We start from the raw sequence: 16,614 nt of genomic DNA on the forward strand, positions 1-16,614 counted from the left end.
CATGACCGAACAGATCCCGCTCGGATACACCCTCTTCGCCGTCCTGGCCGGACCCCGTCCGCGGGTGGCGCCCGACGCCGCGGCGATCGCCGAGCTGTCCGCCGCCGTCGACGCGGTCACGGCCGGCGGCGTCAGCGTGCGCGGCCTGTACGACGTCACCGGCATGCGCGGCGAAGCCGATCTCATGATCTGGCTGCACACGACGCCGGGTGAGCTCGACGACCCCGCCGTGCTCCAGAAGGCGCTGCGGGCCCTGCGCCGCACCGGCGTGCTGCAGGCCTACACCGCCGTCTGGACCGCGATGGGTGTGCACCGCGAGGCCGAGTTCAACAAGCGTCACGTGCCCGGCTACCTGCGCGGGGAGAGCGCGCGCGGCTGGCTGTGCCTGTACCCGTTCGTGCGCAGCTACGAGTGGTACCTGCTGCCCGAGCAGGAGCGCGCCGGCATGCTCGCCGAGCACGGCCGCAAGGGTGCGCGCTTCACGGACGTCGTCGCCAACACCGTCTCGACCTTCGGCCTCAGCGACTACGAGTGGCTGCTGCCGCTGGAGAGCGACGATCCCATCCACCTCGTCGACATGATGCGCGATCTGCGCGCCACGGACGCCCGGCGCCACGTGCGCGAGGAGGTCCCGTTCTACACGGGACGGCGCCTCGAGCTCGACGAGCTGGCGGAGGTGCTGAGCTGATGGCCGAGAACATCGCCCCGAGCAGCGCATCCGCGCACCCCGCCTTCCGCCCGAAGCCGCCCCGTGCGAGCGCCGCTCCCGTCTGCGGCGACGGATGCCGCGTGCCGGCCGCCACGGCGGCGACGTGCGCCGGCGATCCGCACGTCACCGTTCCCGTCGCCTACGACGGCGTGCTGCTGCTCGGCTTCGGCGGCCCCGAGGGTCAGGACGACGTGATCCCGTTCCTGCGCAACGTCACGGCCGGCCGCGGCATCCCCGACGAGCGCCTCGAAGAGGTGGCGCACCACTACCGTCACTTCGGCGGGATCTCGCCCATCAACGAGCACAACCGGGAGCTGAAGGCGGCACTGGATGCCGAGCTCGCCGCCCGAGGGATCGACCTGCCCGTGTACTGGGGAAACCGCAACTGGATGCCCTACGTCGCCGACGCGCTGCAGGACGCCCACGACGCCGGGCACACGCGCCTGCTCGCGATCGCGACGAGCGCCTACAGCTCGTACTCGTCGTGCCGTCAGTATCGCGAGGACCTCGCCGACGCCGTGGAGGCCACCGGGCTCAGCGGCGCCGTCGAGATCGACAAGGTGCGTCAGTTCTTCGACCACCCGGGCTTCGTCACGCCCTTCGCCGAGGGCGTCGCCGACGGCCTCGCGCGCCTGCACGAAGGCGGGTTCGTCGACGACGAGATCGAGATCCTGTTCTCGACCCACTCGATCCCCAACAGCGACGCCGACCGTTCCGGTCCGCCCGAGCGCGGCTTCGGCGCCGGAGGCGCGTACGTGGCACAGCACACCGCCGTCGCCGAGACGATCATGGCGCGACTGGGCTCCTCGTGCGCCTGGCAGCTCGTCTTCCAGAGCCGCTCCGGCCCGCCGCAGGTGCCGTGGCTCGAGCCCGACATCAACGACGCGATGGCCGAGCTGCCCGCCCGCGGTCGCAAGGCCGTGCTCATCGTGCCGCTCGGCTTCGTCAGCGACCACATGGAGGTGCTCTGGGACCTCGACACCGAGGCGATGGAGACGGCCGACGAGCTGGGGCTCACGGCGATCCGCACGCCCACTCCGGGTACGCATCCGGCGTACGTCTCGGGCCTGGTCGACCTCATGGTCGAGCGCCTGGACGGCACCGCGGCCGCCGACCGACCGCACGAGACCGACCTCGGTCCCTGGTACGACGTGTGCCGCCCCGGATGCTGCGAGAACAAGCGCCTCGGCTTCCAGCCGGCGCTCGCCGGGATCGCGCCGTGACGGCGACCGACGCCTCTGGCGCCGAGCCCCTGCGACTCGGCACGCGCGCGAGTCTGCTCGCCACGACCCAGTCGGGTCACGTCGCCGAGGCGGTGCGGGCCGTGACCGGGCGCCCGGTGGAGCTCGTGCCGATCACGACCGCGGGCGACGTGCTCACCGGACCCCTCGCGCAGCTCGGCGGTACCGGCGTGTTCGTCGCGGCGCTGCGTGAAGCGCTGCTGCGTGACGAGTGCGACCTCGTCGTGCATTCGATGAAGGACCTTCCCACGGCCGACGTCGCGGGTCTCGCGATCGGAGCCGTTCCACCGCGGGCTCCCGTGGCGGACGTGCTGTGCGCGCGCGACGGCCTCACGCTCGAGACGCTGCCGCACGGCGCCGTCGTCGGCAGCGGGTCGCCGCGCCGGGTCGCCCAGCTGCTGCGCCGCCGCCCCGACCTGCACGTGCGCGGCATCCGCGGCAACGTCGACACGCGACTGCGCAAGGTCGACGAGGGGGAGTACGACGCGATCGTGCTCGCCGAGGCAGGTCTGACCCGCATCGGCCGCACCGACCGGATCACCGACCGCTTCGACGCCGACAGCTGGCCCACCTCCGCCGGCCAGGGAGCTCTCGCGGTCGAGGTGCGCGCGGGTTCCCCGGTCGCCGCCGAGATCGCCGCGATCACCGATGCGGATGCCGAGATCACCGCGCTCTGGGAGCGCGCCGTGCTGCGTCTGCTGGAGGCCGGGTGCGCCGCGCCGGTCGGCATCTCGGCCCGGCGTGCGCCGGACGCCGTCACGCTGATCGCGGAGGTCTACGCCCTCGACGGCGCCCGCACCGTCCGGGTCGCGCACTCCGCCGACCCCGCCGAGCTTGCGACGCCGGCCGGGCGCGCAGCGCAGGCCGGTGTCGTCGTCACCGCGCTGATGGATGCCGGGGCCGCCGAGCTCGCCGAGCTCGGTCCGCGACCCGCGGGAGACCCGCGGTGACCGCACTCGCCGGCGCGCGGGTGCTCGTGCCGCGCGGCGGCGCGTGGGGCGAGCACGTCGCGGGTGAGCTGACGCGTCGGGGCGCCGAACCGGTGATCGCGCCCCTGATCCGCACCGCCCCGCCCCGCGACACGGCCGCGCGCGACGCCGCCTTCGGCCGTCTCGCCGACGGTGACTACGAGTGGCTGTTCGTCACCAGCGCCGCCAGCGTCGAGCAGCTCGCGCTGTTCCTGTCGGCGAGCGGACGCGCGTTGCCGACGTCGTTGCGGGTCGCGGCGGTCGGTCAGGCCACGGCGCGCGCCGTCACCGAGCTGGGTGCGAACGTCGACTTCATCCCGCTGGGGCGCTCGTCGGCCCACGCGATGATCGCGCAGTGGTGCGCGGCGCACACGGCGTCCTCGACCGGGCGCTGCCTCGTGGTTCGCTCCGATCTCGCCGGAGCTGTCGTCAGCGATGAACTGGAACTTCGCGGCTTCGCCGTCGACGTGTGCATCGGCTACCGCACGGTCGGCATCGATCTCGCCGCCGACGTGGCTGCCGATCTCGCCGCCGGCCGCTTCGCGATCGTGCTGCTGACCTCGCTGAGCGTCGGACGCGAGCTGCGCCGACAGGTCGGGGCGCTGCCGGCATCCACCCTCGTCGCCTCGATCGGTCCGGGCACCACCCGCGACGCGGAGCGCCTCGGCTTCGTCGTCGGTCACACCGCGCGTACACAGAGCATCGACGCCCTCATCGCCGAGCTCGACACCCTTCCCCGACTCCAGGAGGTCACCCGATGACCGCGTTCCCCGTCCGCCGCCTGCGCCGCCTGCGCCAGAGCCCGGCCCTGCGACGCCTCGTCGCCGAGACCGACCTGAGCCCGCGCCGGCTCGTCCTGCCGGTGTTCGTGAAGGAGGACATCGCCGAGGCGCAGCCGATCGCGAGCATGCCCGGGGTGCACCAATACCCCCTCGCCCAGCTCGCGGCCGTGGTCGATGCGGCAGCGGAGGCCGGCATCGGCGGCATCATGCTGTTCGGCGTGCCCGCCGTGCGCGACGCCGTCGGCAGCGGCGCGACCGACCCCGACGGCATCCTCAATCGCGCGATCGCCGTGGCGGCCGCGGCGGCGAAGGGGCGGCTGACGGTGCAGGCGGACCTCTGCCTCGACGAGTTCACCGACCACGGCCACTGCGGCGTGCTCGCCGCCGACGGGTCGGTCGACAACGACGCGACCCTCGAGGTGTACGCGCGGATGGCGCTCGCCCAGGCCGAGGCCGGAGCCGACATCCTCGGCCTGTCGGGCATGATGGACGGCCAGGTCGCCGCGTGCCGTGCGGCGCTGGATGCCGCGGGGCGCAGCGACGTCGTGATCCTCGCCTACTCCGCCAAGTACGCCTCGGCGTTCTACGGTCCGTTCCGCGACGCCGTCGAGTCGACCCTCACCGGCGACCGTCGCACCTACCAGCTCGACACCGCCAACGGCCGCGAGGGCGTGCAGGAGGCCCTCGCCGACATCGACGAGGGCGCCGACATCGTCATGGTCAAGCCCGCGGGCCCGTATCTCGATGTGCTCGCCGAGGTCGCCGCCGTGTCGTCCGTGCCGGTCTGGGCCTACCAGGTGTCGGGGGAGTACGCGATGATCGAGCACGCCGCCGCCGCCGGTGTCATCGACCGTGAGCGTGCGATCGGGGAGAGCATCCTCGGCATCCGCCGCGCCGGCGCCGAGGCGATTCTGACGTATTGGGCGATCGAGGTCGCCGGCTGGCTCCGAGAGGGACGCGCACTCGCATGACCGACACCAACGACGCCCTGTTCACCCGTGCCCGCGCGGTCATCCCCGGTGGCGTGGATTCGCCCGTGCGCGCGTACGGCTCCGTCGGCGGCACGCCGCGCTTCCTCGTCGAGGCCGCGGGCGCGTATGTGACGGATGCCGAGGGCCGCCGCTACGTCGACCTCGTCGCCAGCTGGGGGCCGGCGCTGCTCGGCCACGCCCATCCGGAGGTCGTCGCCGCCGTCCAGGCCGCCGCCGCGCGCGGACTGTCGTTCGGAGCGCCGACCCCGGCCGAGGCGGAGCTCGTCGAGGAGATCGTGCGACGGGTGCCGGCCGTGCAGAAGGCGCGGCTGGTCTCCACGGGCACCGAGGCGACCATGACCGCCATCCGCCTGGCGCGCGGCGCCACCGGCCGCGACCTCCTCATCAAGTTCGCGGGCCATTACCACGGTCACTCCGACGGTCTGCTGGCCGCCGCCGGGTCGGGGCTGGCGACCTTCGCATTGCCGGGCTCTGCCGGCGTGCCGGAGGCCGTCGCGGCGCAGACGTTGGTCGTCCCGTACAACGACCGTGCCGCGCTGGAGGAGGTCTTCGCCGCCCACTCCGGCCGCATCGCCGCCGTGATCACCGAGGCGGCGGCGGCGAACATGGGCGTTGTCGCCCCGGCATCCGGGTTCTCCACGTTCGTCGCCGAGCTCTGCCGCCGCGAGGGCGCCCTGCTGATCAGCGACGAGGTGCTCACGGGATTCCGCGCCGCCCCGGGCGGCTACGCCCAGGTGCTCGCGGACGCGGGTGAGACGGTCGTCCCCGACCTCGTCACCTTCGGCAAGGTCATCGGCGGCGGGCTGCCGGTCGCCGCGGTCGGCGGACGCGCCGATGTCATGGACATGCTCGCCCCGCTGGGGCCGGTCTACCAGGCCGGCACGCTGAGCGGAAACCCCGTCGCGGTCGCCGCGGGGCTCGCGACACTGCGCCTGGCCGATGCCTCCGCGTACGCCCGGCTGGCAGCGGCGGCCGACGCGGTCGCCGATGCGGCGACGGCGGCGCTGACCGCGGCGGGGGTGCCCCACGTGCTGCAGCGGGCGGGAACCCTGTTCAGCGTCTTCTTCGGCGCCGAGGTGGTCGGGGGTGTGTCGGACTACGCGACGGCGCAGCGTCAGGACACGGCAGCCTACGGCCGCTTCTTCCATGCGATGCTGGACGCCGGCGTCTCGCTCCCGCCGTCGGCGTTCGAGGCGTGGTTCCTCACCGCCGCGCACGACGATGCCGCGGTGGCGCAGATCGTCGACGCCCTGCCCGCGGCCGCCCGCGCCGCGGCATCCGCCTGATCGCGCGCTTCGGTTGGCGCGTGCGCCGAGAACGCCGCGCGCGTTCCCGGTGCGCGCGCCAGGTGAATGCCGGCGTCGTGCGCGCAGCGATGTCGGTGGCCGGGGCTAGCGTCGGGGCATGAACACCGACGAGCTGTTTCTGCGTTCCGACGCGGCCCTGCGCGACGTGATCGACCGGATCGATCCGGCCGATCTCACCCGGTCGGCGCCTGCCGAGTGGACCTCCACGGCGAACCCCACGTTCCGTGACATCCTGCAGGCGCACACGTACGACGAGGCGTGGGTTCCCGACGTCCTGCGCGGACGTGCGGCGGCCGACGGCGACGACCTGCGCGGCGTCGATCTGCTGGGCGACGATCCGATCGGCGCCTACGACGCGCGCAACGATGCCGCGACGGCCGCCGTCCGCGCCGGCGGCTACGCCGACACGTTCCGGTTCAGCTACGGCGACTACCCGGCCGCCGAAGGGCTCGCGCACCTGGCCACATACCGGGCATTCCAGGCGTGGCAGATCGCGAAGCATCTCGGCATCCCGTTCCACCTGTCACCCGAGCTGATCGCCGGTCTCGAGGAACACGTCGTGGCGTTCGCTGACGAGTGGCGCCAGTGGGGCGTGTTCCCTCCCGCCATCACGCCGCCTGCGGATGCCGACGACGAGACGCGTCTGCTCTGTGCCGTCGGCTACTGGGCGCCCTAGGCGACGATCCCGCCGTCGATCGTGGTGCGGGCCCCGCCGGATAGGCTGGAGCGCATGCCCGTGACCCTGCTCGGAGCCGCCGAGATCCGCGCGCTCGCCGCCGACCTCGACGTGACGCCGACGAAGAAGCTCGGTCAGAACTTCGTCGTCGACGCCAACACCGTGCGAAAGATCGTGCACGTGGCGGAAGTGACGGCCGCCGACCGGGTCGTCGAGGTGGGCCCCGGCCTGGGCTCTCTCACGCTCGCGATCCTGGAGACCGGCGCTGCGGTCACCGCCGTCGAGATCGATCATCGCCTCGCCGAGCGTCTGCCGGCCACGGCCGCGTCGCACGGCGTCGCCGCCGGTGCGCTGACGGTCGTGGATGCCGACGCCCTTCGCGTCACCGCGCTTCCGGGTGATCCGAACGTGCTCGTCGCCAACCTGCCGTACAACGTCAGCGTGCCGGTGCTGCTCCACTTCATGGAGACCTTTCCGGGCCTTGAGCGCGGCGTCGTGATGGTGCAGGCGGAGGTGGGGGAGCGGCTCGCCGCTCCGCCGGGATCCAAGGTCTACGGAGCGCCCAGCGTCAAGGCCGCCTGGTACGGCCCGTGGCGGCTGGCCGGCACCGTCTCTCGGCAGGTCTTCTGGCCGGTGCCCAACGTCGACAGCGTGCTCGTCGGGTTCCGTCGCGACCCCGAGCCGCGCGGCGACGAGGCTCTTCGTCGCGCGACGTTCCAGGTGGTGGATGCCGCGTTCCAGCAGCGCCGCAAGATGCTGCGGCAGGCGCTGGCGCCGATACTCGGCGGCTCATCGAGCGCGGCTTCGGCGGTGCTGGAGTCCGCGGGTGTCGACCCGACGGCGCGCGGTGAGCAGCTCACGATCGCGGACTTCGTCGCCATCGCCCGCGTCCCCCGGTAGGCGCCGGAAGGCACGCCGGCGTCGTCGCCGCGAGCCCGCCGACGCTCGATCGGCAACACGACGCGCAATGTTCACCACGCCGTCACGAAACATGCTTGTAACATTGCGCCCATGCGTATGGCCGAGCATCCTGCTCCCGAACGGGTCCTGCTCCATCTCAGCGACACCCATCTGCGCGCCGCCGGCTCGCGCATCTGGGACCGCGTCTCGGGGGAAGAACACCTCGCTCGCGCGTTGGCCGGAATCGAAGCGTCGGGCGTGCGTCCCGACGCGATCGTGGTGACGGGTGACCTCGTCGACCTCGGCGAACGTGCCGCCTATGCCACGCTGCGCGCGATGGTGGAACCCGTGGCCGCACGCCTCGAGGCGCCGGTGGTGTGGGTGATGGGAAACCACGACGATCGCGCCGCGTTCCGCAGCGAGCTCTGGGACGACGAGGATGCGGACCTTCGCCCCGTCGATCGCGTCGACGAGTTCGACGGCCTGCGCATCGTCACGCTGGACACCTCCGTGCCGGGGCATCACTACGGCGAGATCAGCGACGCGCAGCTGGCCTGGCTCGCCGCCGTGCTCGTCACGCCCGCGCCGCTGGGCACGATCCTCGCCATGCATCATCCGCCCGTGCCGAGCGTGCTCGCGCTCGCGGCGAGCGTGGAGCTGCGCGATCAGGCGCGGCTCGCCCGTGTGGTGCGCGGCACCGACGTCCGCGCGATCATCGCCGGGCATCTCCACTACTCGACGTTCGCGACGTTTGCCGGCATCCCCGTGTCGGTCGCCTCATCGACCTGCTACGCGCAGGATCTCACCGTGCCGGTCGGCGGCACTCGTCCGCAGGACGGCGCGCAGTCCTACAATCTCGTCCACGTGTACGACGACACCGTCGTCCACTCCGTGGTCCCGGTCGACGTATCGCGCGTCATGGAGTACACCGACCCCGAGGCGGCTCAGCGACTCCTCGCGGACGCGGGGATCACCGGCGTCGGCGTGCAGCGGCCGTCGGCGCCGCCGACACGCCCGGTGTCCGTGCTGCACTGACCGGCGTCTCCCACGGGGCACGCACCGGGAACATCCGCTCGAGCGTCTCGCGGAGCATCCGCACGCGCAGCTCCTCCGGCACCTCCGTCTCGCCGCCGTCGTTCAGGCAGAACATGTCGGCGTCGCGGCGCTGCTCCAAACGGCGCATCTTCTTCAGTGACGAGGCCATCGTGGTCTGCACGTACTGCACGCGCGGCTCGTTCGTCGCGATCGCGCGTCCGGTCATCAGTGCGTAGTAATGATAGAGGCTGTTGGTCACCGAGACGTCGGTCGCGCTGCGGAAGCGGGATGCCGCCGTGCGCGCGATGTCGTCGGCGAACTCGCGCTCCACCTCCGCGGCCACGCTTCGCCGCATCGGGGCCGCGCAGTGCTCGAGGTCGCGCAGGATCACCCGCCCGAAGCGCTCCCGCAGGAGCTCTCGATTGACGCGCAGCGCGTTGTCGTGGCCGGATCGTTCCGTGCGTGTGGGGCCGGCCCCGATGCGGACGTCGCACTCGACGAACTTGGTGAGACCGCCCGCGGTGAAGAACATCTCCGCCGTCACGGGGCGGCCGAAGAACATGTCGTCGTTCGAGTAGAGGAAGTGCTCGGCCAGCCCGTCGATGCGGTGCAGTTGCGCCTCGACGGCGTGGGAGTTGTGCGTGGGGAGCACGGACGGGTCGGCGAAGAACTCCTCGCTGCGCACGACCGTCACCCGCGGGTGCTCCGCCAGCCAGGCGGGATGCGGCGAGTCGGTGGCGATGAAGATGCGTCGCACCCAGGGTGCGTACATGTGGACGCTGCGCAGCGCATACCGCAGCTCGTCGACGTGACGGTAGCGGGCGGGCCCGTCGTCGCCCTTGCCGACGACGTACTCCTCTTGCTGCGCGGCGCGCTGTCGCTGGAACTCGCTGGCCGATCCGTCGACCCAGGAGAAGACCATGTCGATGTCGACGCTGACCTGGTGGGGGCGTGCGTCGAACATGCCCACCACGGTGCGCCACGACCTGCAGTAGCGCCAGACCGTCGTGGGAACGAGGTCGGATGCCGGGAAGACCCGCCGCGTGAGCGCGTTGGGTCGTGGCGTGTGGACCAGCTCGCCGGCCGTCCGCCACGTCTCCAGACGCACCCCCTGCGCGCTGCCGTAGCGCAGTGATCCGCTCTGCGTGATCCGCGGGCGAAACAGCCGCAGAGCCCACACGGCGTCGGCGTCGGGGAGGGGCAGATCGACGGCGAGGCGGGCGGGACCGCCCGGCGTCTTCGCGTACAGCGGCTCTTGCGCTCCGGTGGCGGCGAGGGCACGCAGGGCCGCGCGTCCCTCCGCGGCATCGACCACGATCACCACGGCGCCGTGGTCGTCTTGGGCGAGCAGCGGATCGATGCCGGCGGCGACCAGGGCGTCGGCGACCAGTCCGATGTCCGCGATGCGCGCCATCTCGGGCGTGAGGTCGTCGTGGACGACGTGGAGGATGCCGTCCACCCAGCGCAGGTCGTCGCGGGCCAGCAGGCTCGACCAGGGATGCGGGTGCGGCGAGAGTGCCTCCAGTGCTGCCATTACGCGGACCGCCCTTCATCGTCGGAGAGCCTCAGCGTACGTTGCCGGCGTTTCCCGCGCGTTTCGGGAGCGACAGGCCCGGTGAGCGGTCGCGGTCGATAGCCTGGACGGGTGACCGACACCTCCGAGCGTTTCCCCGCCTCGCGCGGCGGCGACCTGCACCGTCCGTACGCCGCGGCATCCGACCGCTACTCCGCCTCCGCGTTTCGTCAGGTGGGCTCGAGCGGGCTGTATCTGCCGGCGATCTCGCTGGGGCTGTGGTGGAACTTCGGCGACAACGTGCCCTTCGACAACCAGCGCGCGCTGCTGCGTCACGCCTTCGACCGCGGCATCACCCATTTCGATCTCGCGAACAACTACGGTCCGCCCTACGGCAGCGCCGAGACGAACTTCGGGCGCATGATGCGAGAGGACTTCCGGCCCTACCGGGACGAGCTGATCATCTCGTCCAAGGCCGGGTACGACATGTGGGACGGGCCCTACGGCCAGTGGGGTTCGCGCAAGTACCTGCTCGCCAGCGCCGAGCAGTCGCTGACGCGCATGTCGCTCGACTACGTCGACATCTTCTACTCGCACCGCTTCGATCCGGTCACCCCGATCGAGGAGACGGTCGCGGCGCTGGACACTCTCGTGCGTCAGGGCAAGGCGCTCTACGTCGGCATCTCGTCGTACGAGCCCGAGCAGACGGCGAAGGCGGCCGCGGTGGCGCGTGAGCTCGGCACACCGCTGATCATCCATCAGCCGTCCTACTCGATCCTCGGGCGATGGATCGAAGACGGCCTGACCGGCGTGCTCCAGGAGGAGGGGATGGGGGCGATCGCCTTCGTGCCGCTCGCGCAGGGCCTGCTCACCGATCGCTATCTCGGCGACGGCACCTCGACCCGGTCGCAGGAGCGCTCGTCGCTGCCCGGGCGCCGTCTGACCGATACGGCGCTGGAGGGCCTGCGCGCGCTGAACGTGATCGCCCGTGAGCGCGGACAGAGCCTCGCGCAGCTCGCGCTGCAGTGGGTGCTGCGCGACGGCGTGGTGGCCTCGGCGCTCATCGGCGCTTCGCGCCCGCAGCAGCTCGACGAGAACCTCGCGGCCGTGGACGGTCCCGCCTTCGACGCGGAAGAGCTCGAGCGCATCGACGTCATCTCCGCCGGTATCGGCGAGGTGTGGGCGGACGCTTCGTGACGACCGCTGCGGCGGCCGGTCGCCGGGTGCACGTGCGTGCGCCCGGCAAGATCAACATCGCCTTCGACGTCGGTGACGTCCAGCCCGACGGGTACCACGATGTGGCCTCGGTGTATCAGGCGGTGTCCGCGTACGAAGACGTGTGGGCGCGGGTCGCGGACGACTTCACGCTCACGGTGACCGGCGATCTGGACGTGTCGGGTGTGCCTCTCGACGAGTCCAACCTCGCCGTGCGCGCCGCGCGGCGCGTCGCGGAGCGGCTGGGGTGGCGCGGCGGCATCCACCTCGACATCCACAAGGGCGTACCCGTCGCCGGCGGCATGGGCGGAGGCTCGGCGGATGCCGCGGCGGCTCTCGTGGCCGTCAACGAGCTGCTCGGCGGAGCTCTCACGACCCTCGAACTGCAAGAACTCGCGGCGCCCCTGGGCGCGGACGTGCCGTTCGCGGTGCTCGGGGGGACGGCCATCGGCACGGGGCGCGGCGACGAGCTCGCTCCGGCGCTGGCACGGGGCCGCTTCGACTGGGTGCTCGTGACGAGTGAGGACGGACTGTCGACCCCCGCCGTGTACCGGGAACTGGACCGGTTGAGAGAGCTGCCCGACATCGCGCCCGCCCACGGTGTGCCCGCCGCCGACCCCGTCGTGATGCAGGCGCTGCGTGCGGGCGATCCCGCCGCACTCGCCGTGGCCGTGCGCAACGACCTGCAGGACGCCGCCCTCTCGCTGCGGCCGTCGCTGGCTGAGACGCTGCGCGCAGGTCATCGCGCGGGCGCGCTGGCAGGGCTCGTCTCGGGGTCCGGACCGACCGTCGCCTTCCTCGCCGCCGATGAGCGCGGGGCGTCGGCGCTGGCGTCCGAACTCGCCGCTTCGGCGGCACCGGGATCGCGTGTGCTGCACGTGCACGGACCCGTCCCCGGCGCACGCGTGATCACCTCCTGACCATTGCGCGTCTGCCGCATCGGGCAGACACCGACCGAAGAGCGTCCTCACGAACGGAGACCGCATGTCCGATCGCCACCCTCACCACGATGCGTCGCTGGATCGCACCATGACAGACGATCTCGCCGGCCGCGGGCTCGTCGTGCGTCGGGTCGACGATGCGCTGCGCACCGAGACCGACCCCTGGTTGGAGGCCGTCTCCCGCGGCTTCCTGGGCGGTGAGCGCACCGACGTGCAGCGTGATGCGTTCTTCGCGCACACGGCGTACCGGCGCAAGATCGGCGTGTTCGATGAGACCGCGCCCCAGCCGGACGTGCCGGTGGCGACCTTCGCCTCGTGGGCGGCGGAGCTGACCCTTCCCGGAGGGACCGTTGCGGCCTGTGCGATCAGCTCGGTGACCGTCGCCCCCACCCATCGCCGCCGCGGCATCCTGCGCTCGGTGATGACGGGGGAGCTGCGTACCGCCGTGGAGCGCGGGCTTCCCGTCGCGATCCTCACCGTGAGCGAGTCGACGATCTACGGCCGCTTCGGCTTCGCGCCGGCCGCGCTCGCCGCGCAGTGGACGATCGACGCCCGTCGGGCGCGGTGGGTGGGCCCCGACGCGCCGGGACGCATCGACTTCGTCACTCGCGCGCAGGGGCGCGAGATCGCTACGGCGCTGCACGAGCGCGTGCGCGCGCAGACGCCGGGTGAGATCGACATGCCCGGTGGGCACTGGGACCGCTTCTTCGGCACCCGGGCCGACGTCGAGAAAGCCGAGGAGCTGCGGGTGGTCCAGTACCGCTCCGCAACGGGAGACGTCGACGGCGTCGCCCTGTACAAGGTCACGGAGAACGAGCACGACTTCGCGGCGTCCACCGTCGATGTCCTGCTGCTGGTCGCGGCGACCGACGAGGCGTACGCGGGGCTGTGGCGCTTCCTGCTGACGATGGACCTCATCGCCACGGTGCGCGCCGGCGAACTGTCGGTCGACGAGCCGCTGTGGTGGATGATCGCCGACCAGCGGGCCGCGACCGTCACCGTGCGCGACCACCACTACACGCGGATCCTCGATGTACCGGCCGCCCTGTCGGCGCGCACCTACGACGTCGCCGATGCCGTGACGTTGCGGGTCGCCGACCCGCTCGGCATCGCCGCCGGCACGTTCGTGCTGACGGTGGATGCCGAGGGCCTCGCCGGGGTCGACATCGTCGACGAGCCGCCGGTGGGAGTGCCCACGGCGACGCTCGGGGTGGCCGAGCTGTCGGCCATCCTGCTGGGCGGAGTCTCACCGGTCACGCTGGCGCGGGCCGGCAGGCTCGTCGCCGACGATCCGTCGCGCCTGGCGCGGCTGTTCGCGTCGACGGTGCCGCCGCGTCTGAGCTTCTGGTACTGAGCCGCGGGGCTCAGCCGCGCGGATCGTGCGGGAGGATGATCTCCGCGATCGTGCCGCCGTCGTCGGCGCGGGACAGCTCCACGCGTCCGCGGTGCTGGCGCACGACGCGAACCGCATCCGCCAGCCCGTCGCCGGTGCCGCCGTCGTCCACGTCGGCGTACCGGCCGCGCTCGCCGTCGAGCAGCACGCGCTGCATGTCGTCGGGATGGATGCCGCGGCCGCGGTCTTGGACGCGGATCGTCACGGTGCGATCGGCGTCCACGACGTCGAGGCGAAGGACATCGTCCGAGTACTTGGCTGCATTCTCGATGACGTGCGCGATGGCGCGTCGGAGGGCGAACTCATCGCCGAGCACCGGCCCGCGATCGAGTCTGCCGTAGACGACACGGTTGCCGGCGGCCCCGGGGAGCACCAGTGAGGCCGCGCCGCGCACGACGTCGTCGACGAAGATCCGATGGGGGGCGAACGGTGCGTCGCGCGCATCCACGCTGCTCGACATCTCTTTCGCCATCTCGACGATGTTCTCGGTGGCCCGGGCGACGTGCCGGAGGAGGCGGGTCTGTTCGGCCAGCGCATCTCCGATCATCTCGATGTAGCCGTTGAGCGCGGTCACGGGGGACAGGAGCTCATGAGCGACGCTGCGCTGGTGGGCGGCGCGCTCGTCCTCCCGCTGCTTGTCCGCGGTGATATCTCGGGTGAGCTTGACGAAGCCGACCACCTCTGCGTCGTCTCCGCGGATGGCGGAGATCGTGACGTGCGCCCAGAACTCTCGACCGTCTCGGCGCACCCGCCACCCGGCATCCTCGACGCTGCCGTCCTCGCGGGCTCGGGACAGGAGATAGCCGGGAAGGCCGCGCCGACGATCCTCGTCGCGGTAGAAGACCGAGAAGTTCTGTCCGAGGATCTCGTCCTGCGTCCACCCCTTGATGTGCTCGGCGCCCTCGTTCCAGTCGATGACGGCGCCGTCGCCGGACAGCTTGACGATCGCGACACGGCCGATCTGATGCTCCCAGTGGGGCGGAAGCCCGCGGGAGGGTCCGGCGGAAGGCTGAGGCGACGTCATCGGTGGGTCCAACGTGAGGCGGTCTTGTTCCTCGATTATCCACGCATGCGCCGCTCGTCGCCGGAGGGCGGCGGTTCGCGTGTCCCGCCGACCGCGTAGCCTGGATCCGATATGGCGCATCTGCTCGGGGCTGAAGGCCTCCACCTGGAATTCCCCACGAAGGTCGTCTTCGACGGCGTCTCCCTCGGTGTCGACGAGGGGGATCGCATCGGCATCGTCGGGCGCAACGGCGACGGCAAATCGAGCCTGATGGCGATGCTGGCCGGTCGCCTGGAGCCGGATGCCGGGCGCGTGACGGTGCGCGGCGGTGTGCGCGTCGGCGTGCTCGACCAGGGCGACACCCTCGATGACTCGTTGAGCATCGCGCAGAGCGTCGTCGGCGACCGTGCCGAGCACGACTGGGCGGGTGACGCGGGTGTGCGCGATGTGATCGCGGGTCTCGTGGGCGATCTGGATTGGGACGGTCCGGTCGCCGGTCTTTCCGGAGGGCAGCGGCGACGGGTCGCTCTCGCGCACCTCCTCGTCGGCGACTGGGACGTGCTGGCGCTCGACGAGCCCACCAACCACCTCGATGTCGAGGCGGTGGCCTGGCTCGCCGCGCACCTCAAGCGCCGCTGGTCGGCATCCCAGGGAGCGCTCCTGGTCGTCACGCACGACCGGTGGTTCCTGGACGAGGTCTGCACCAAGACATGGGAGGTGCACGACCGCATCGTCGAACCGTTCGAGGGCGGCTACGCGGCCTACGTCCTGCAGCGCGTCGAGCGCGACCGCCAGTCGGCCGTCATCGAGCAGCGTCGCCAGAACCTGGCCCGCAAAGAGCTGGCGTGGCTGCGTCGCGGAGCGCCCGCGCGCACCAGCAAGCCGCGGTTCCGCATCGACGCGGCCAACGAACTCATCGCGGACGTTCCCGAGATCCGCGACAAGGTGCAGCTGCAGTCGCTCGCCGTGTCCCGACTCGGCAAGGACGTCGTCGACCTGCTCGAGGCGGGCGTGACGTACGGCGACCGAGAGGTGCTGCGGGGCGTCGAGTGGCGCATCGCGCCGGGGGAGCGCACCGGCATCCTCGGCGTCAACGGCGCCGGCAAGTCCACGCTCCTCGGTCTCATCGCGGGCACGGTCGAGCCCACCCTGGGGCGGGTCAAGCGCGGAAAGACCGTGAAGGTCGCGACCCTCACGCAGCGGATGGACGAGCTCGATCAATACCTCGACGATCCGGTGCGCGTGGTCATCTCGGGGCTGCGCACGAGCTACACCATCGGAACGGGCTCCAAGGCGTCCGAGCTCACGCCGGGCCAGCTGCTGGAGCGCATGGGCTTCAGCTCCGCACAGCTGTCGACGCCCGTGAAGGATCTCTCCGGTGGTCAGCAACGGCGCCTGCAGCTGCTGCTGATCCTGCTCGATCAGCCCAACGTGCTGATCCTCGACGAGCCGACCAACGACCTCGACACCGACATGCTCGCTGCCATCGAGGACCTCCTCGACTCGTGGGCCGGAACGCTGCTGGTCGTCTCCCACGATCGCTACTTCCTCGAGCGCGTCACGGACCAGCAGTACGCGGTCATGGGCGGGCGGCTACGGCACTTGCCCGGAGGCATCGACGAATACCTGAGGCTCCGCGCCGTTCAGCGCGACCAGCCGGCTGCGCCCGTCGTGGCCGGCTCGGAGGGCGACACTGCTCCGGCGCTGGCCGGCGCCGACCTCCGCGCCGCGCAGAAAGAGCTCGCCGCGGCGGAGCGGCGCATCCAGAAGCTCACCGCGCAGGCGGATGCCGCGCGCACCGCCCTCGCCGACCACGACCAGTCCGACTACGCGGGGCTGGGCGAGAAGATGCGCGCGATCGGCGAGATGGAGGCCGAGATCGCGACGCTCGAGGAACGTTGGTTCGAACTGTCCGAGCTCATCGGCTGACGTCTCGCTC

General features: G+C 71.8%; 15 protein-coding genes. 13 read left to right on the forward strand and 2 right to left on the reverse strand.

All coding sequences use genetic code 11. From position 1 onward, the window contains the following. Position 1: 1 nt before the first annotated feature. From hemQ to DEU37_RS05105, 9 genes are all read left to right on the forward strand, one after another. Positions 2-688 carry a hydrogen peroxide-dependent heme synthase gene (gene hemQ, locus DEU37_RS05065; protein ID WP_121189507.1) on the forward strand — a complete coding sequence of 229 codons (687 nt, stop codon included), beginning with the start codon at positions 2-4 and terminating at the stop codon, positions 686-688. Next, positions 688-1,932: a ferrochelatase gene (locus DEU37_RS05070; RefSeq protein WP_121189508.1), complete on the forward strand. Its 1,245-nt coding sequence runs from the start codon at positions 688-690 to the stop codon at positions 1,930-1,932. The genes hemQ and DEU37_RS05070 overlap by 1 nt, the downstream gene beginning before the upstream one ends. Beyond that, on the forward strand, positions 1,929-2,900 hold the full coding sequence (gene hemC, locus DEU37_RS05075) for a hydroxymethylbilane synthase (protein WP_121189509.1): 972 nt from the start codon (positions 1,929-1,931) through the stop codon (positions 2,898-2,900). The genes DEU37_RS05070 and hemC overlap by 4 nt, the downstream gene beginning before the upstream one ends. Continuing rightward, positions 2,897-3,679 (forward strand): uroporphyrinogen-III synthase, encoded by a 783-nt coding sequence (locus tag DEU37_RS05080; RefSeq protein WP_005052409.1) that lies wholly within the window; start codon positions 2,897-2,899, stop codon positions 3,677-3,679. The genes hemC and DEU37_RS05080 overlap by 4 nt, the downstream gene beginning before the upstream one ends. Continuing rightward, the gene (gene hemB / locus DEU37_RS05085) at positions 3,676-4,671 is read left to right on the forward strand and encodes a porphobilinogen synthase (RefSeq protein WP_121189510.1); all 996 of its coding nucleotides are present in this window, start codon (positions 3,676-3,678) and stop codon (positions 4,669-4,671) included. The genes DEU37_RS05080 and hemB overlap by 4 nt, the downstream gene beginning before the upstream one ends. Next, positions 4,668-5,978 carry a glutamate-1-semialdehyde 2,1-aminomutase gene (gene hemL / locus DEU37_RS05090; protein ID WP_121189511.1) on the forward strand — a complete coding sequence of 437 codons (1,311 nt, stop codon included), beginning with the start codon at positions 4,668-4,670 and terminating at the stop codon, positions 5,976-5,978. The genes hemB and hemL overlap by 4 nt, the downstream gene beginning before the upstream one ends. A gap of 118 nt (positions 5,979-6,096) precedes the next feature. Then, positions 6,097-6,675 carry a hypothetical protein gene (locus tag DEU37_RS05095; protein ID WP_121189512.1) on the forward strand — a complete coding sequence of 193 codons (579 nt, stop codon included), beginning with the start codon at positions 6,097-6,099 and terminating at the stop codon, positions 6,673-6,675. A gap of 54 nt (positions 6,676-6,729) precedes the next feature. Continuing rightward, positions 6,730-7,575, forward strand: coding sequence for a 16S rRNA (adenine(1518)-N(6)/adenine(1519)-N(6))-dimethyltransferase RsmA (gene rsmA / locus DEU37_RS05100; RefSeq protein ID WP_121189513.1), 846 nt, complete (start codon positions 6,730-6,732; stop codon positions 7,573-7,575). A gap of 111 nt (positions 7,576-7,686) precedes the next feature. Then, positions 7,687-8,610: a phosphodiesterase gene (locus DEU37_RS05105; protein ID WP_121189514.1), complete on the forward strand. Its 924-nt coding sequence runs from the start codon at positions 7,687-7,689 to the stop codon at positions 8,608-8,610. Here DEU37_RS05105 and DEU37_RS05110 read toward each other — a convergent pair. After that, on the reverse strand, positions 8,546-10,144 hold the full coding sequence (locus DEU37_RS05110) for a stealth conserved region 3 domain-containing protein (protein WP_121189515.1): 1,599 nt from the start codon (positions 10,142-10,144) through the stop codon (positions 8,546-8,548). The genes DEU37_RS05105 and DEU37_RS05110 overlap by 65 nt on opposite strands. Before the next feature lie 111 nt (positions 10,145-10,255). Here DEU37_RS05110 and DEU37_RS05115 point away from each other — a divergent pair, with 111 nt between their 5' ends. From DEU37_RS05115 to DEU37_RS05125, 3 genes are all read left to right on the forward strand, one after another. After that, positions 10,256-11,320 (forward strand): aldo/keto reductase, encoded by a 1,065-nt coding sequence (locus DEU37_RS05115; RefSeq protein ID WP_121189516.1) that lies wholly within the window; start codon positions 10,256-10,258, stop codon positions 11,318-11,320. Next, positions 11,317-12,258 carry a 4-(cytidine 5'-diphospho)-2-C-methyl-D-erythritol kinase gene (locus tag DEU37_RS05120; RefSeq protein ID WP_061683030.1) on the forward strand — a complete coding sequence of 314 codons (942 nt, stop codon included), beginning with the start codon at positions 11,317-11,319 and terminating at the stop codon, positions 12,256-12,258. The genes DEU37_RS05115 and DEU37_RS05120 overlap by 4 nt, the downstream gene beginning before the upstream one ends. Before the next feature lie 64 nt (positions 12,259-12,322). After that, positions 12,323-13,633 carry a GNAT family N-acetyltransferase gene (locus DEU37_RS05125; RefSeq protein WP_121189517.1) on the forward strand — a complete coding sequence of 437 codons (1,311 nt, stop codon included), beginning with the start codon at positions 12,323-12,325 and terminating at the stop codon, positions 13,631-13,633. A 10-nt stretch (positions 13,634-13,643) separates the two neighbouring features. On the opposite strand, the gene DEU37_RS05130 is transcribed toward DEU37_RS05125, so the two are convergent. Continuing rightward, positions 13,644-14,696, reverse strand: coding sequence for a PAS domain S-box protein (locus DEU37_RS05130; RefSeq protein WP_121189518.1), 1,053 nt, complete (start codon positions 14,694-14,696; stop codon positions 13,644-13,646). 111 nt (positions 14,697-14,807) lie between these two features. On the opposite strand from DEU37_RS05130, the gene DEU37_RS05135 reads away from it, so the two are divergent. After that, positions 14,808-16,604 (forward strand): ABC-F family ATP-binding cassette domain-containing protein, encoded by a 1,797-nt coding sequence (locus tag DEU37_RS05135; protein WP_121189519.1) that lies wholly within the window; start codon positions 14,808-14,810, stop codon positions 16,602-16,604. The last annotated feature ends 10 nt before the right edge of the window (positions 16,605-16,614 follow it).

The organism is Microbacterium sp. AG790, assembly GCF_003634765.1.
GTDB lineage: Bacteria > Actinomycetota > Actinomycetes > Actinomycetales > Microbacteriaceae > Microbacterium.

What these genes read in the sequence shown, in the direction of transcription:
- hemQ (WP_121189507.1), top strand. Translation starts at nt 2, where the DNA reads ATGACCGAACAGATCCCGCTCGGATACACCCTCTTCGCCGTCCTGGCC.
- DEU37_RS05070 (WP_121189508.1), top strand. Translation starts at nt 688, where the DNA reads ATGGCCGAGAACATCGCCCCGAGCAGCGCATCCGCGCACCCCGCCTTC.
- hemB (WP_121189510.1), top strand. Translation starts at nt 3,676, where the DNA reads ATGACCGCGTTCCCCGTCCGCCGCCTGCGCCGCCTGCGCCAGAGCCCG.
- hemL (WP_121189511.1), top strand. Translation starts at nt 4,668, where the DNA reads ATGACCGACACCAACGACGCCCTGTTCACCCGTGCCCGCGCGGTCATC.
- DEU37_RS05095 (WP_121189512.1), top strand. Translation starts at nt 6,097, where the DNA reads ATGAACACCGACGAGCTGTTTCTGCGTTCCGACGCGGCCCTGCGCGAC.
- rsmA (WP_121189513.1), top strand. Translation starts at nt 6,730, where the DNA reads ATGCCCGTGACCCTGCTCGGAGCCGCCGAGATCCGCGCGCTCGCCGCC.
- DEU37_RS05105 (WP_121189514.1), top strand. Translation starts at nt 7,687, where the DNA reads ATGCGTATGGCCGAGCATCCTGCTCCCGAACGGGTCCTGCTCCATCTC.
- DEU37_RS05110 (WP_121189515.1), bottom strand. Translation starts at nt 10,144, where the DNA reads ATGGCAGCACTGGAGGCACTCTCGCCGCACCCGCATCCCTGGTCGAGC.
- DEU37_RS05125 (WP_121189517.1), top strand. Translation starts at nt 12,323, where the DNA reads ATGTCCGATCGCCACCCTCACCACGATGCGTCGCTGGATCGCACCATG.
- DEU37_RS05130 (WP_121189518.1), bottom strand. Translation starts at nt 14,696, where the DNA reads ATGACGTCGCCTCAGCCTTCCGCCGGACCCTCCCGCGGGCTTCCGCCC.
- DEU37_RS05135 (WP_121189519.1), top strand. Translation starts at nt 14,808, where the DNA reads ATGGCGCATCTGCTCGGGGCTGAAGGCCTCCACCTGGAATTCCCCACG.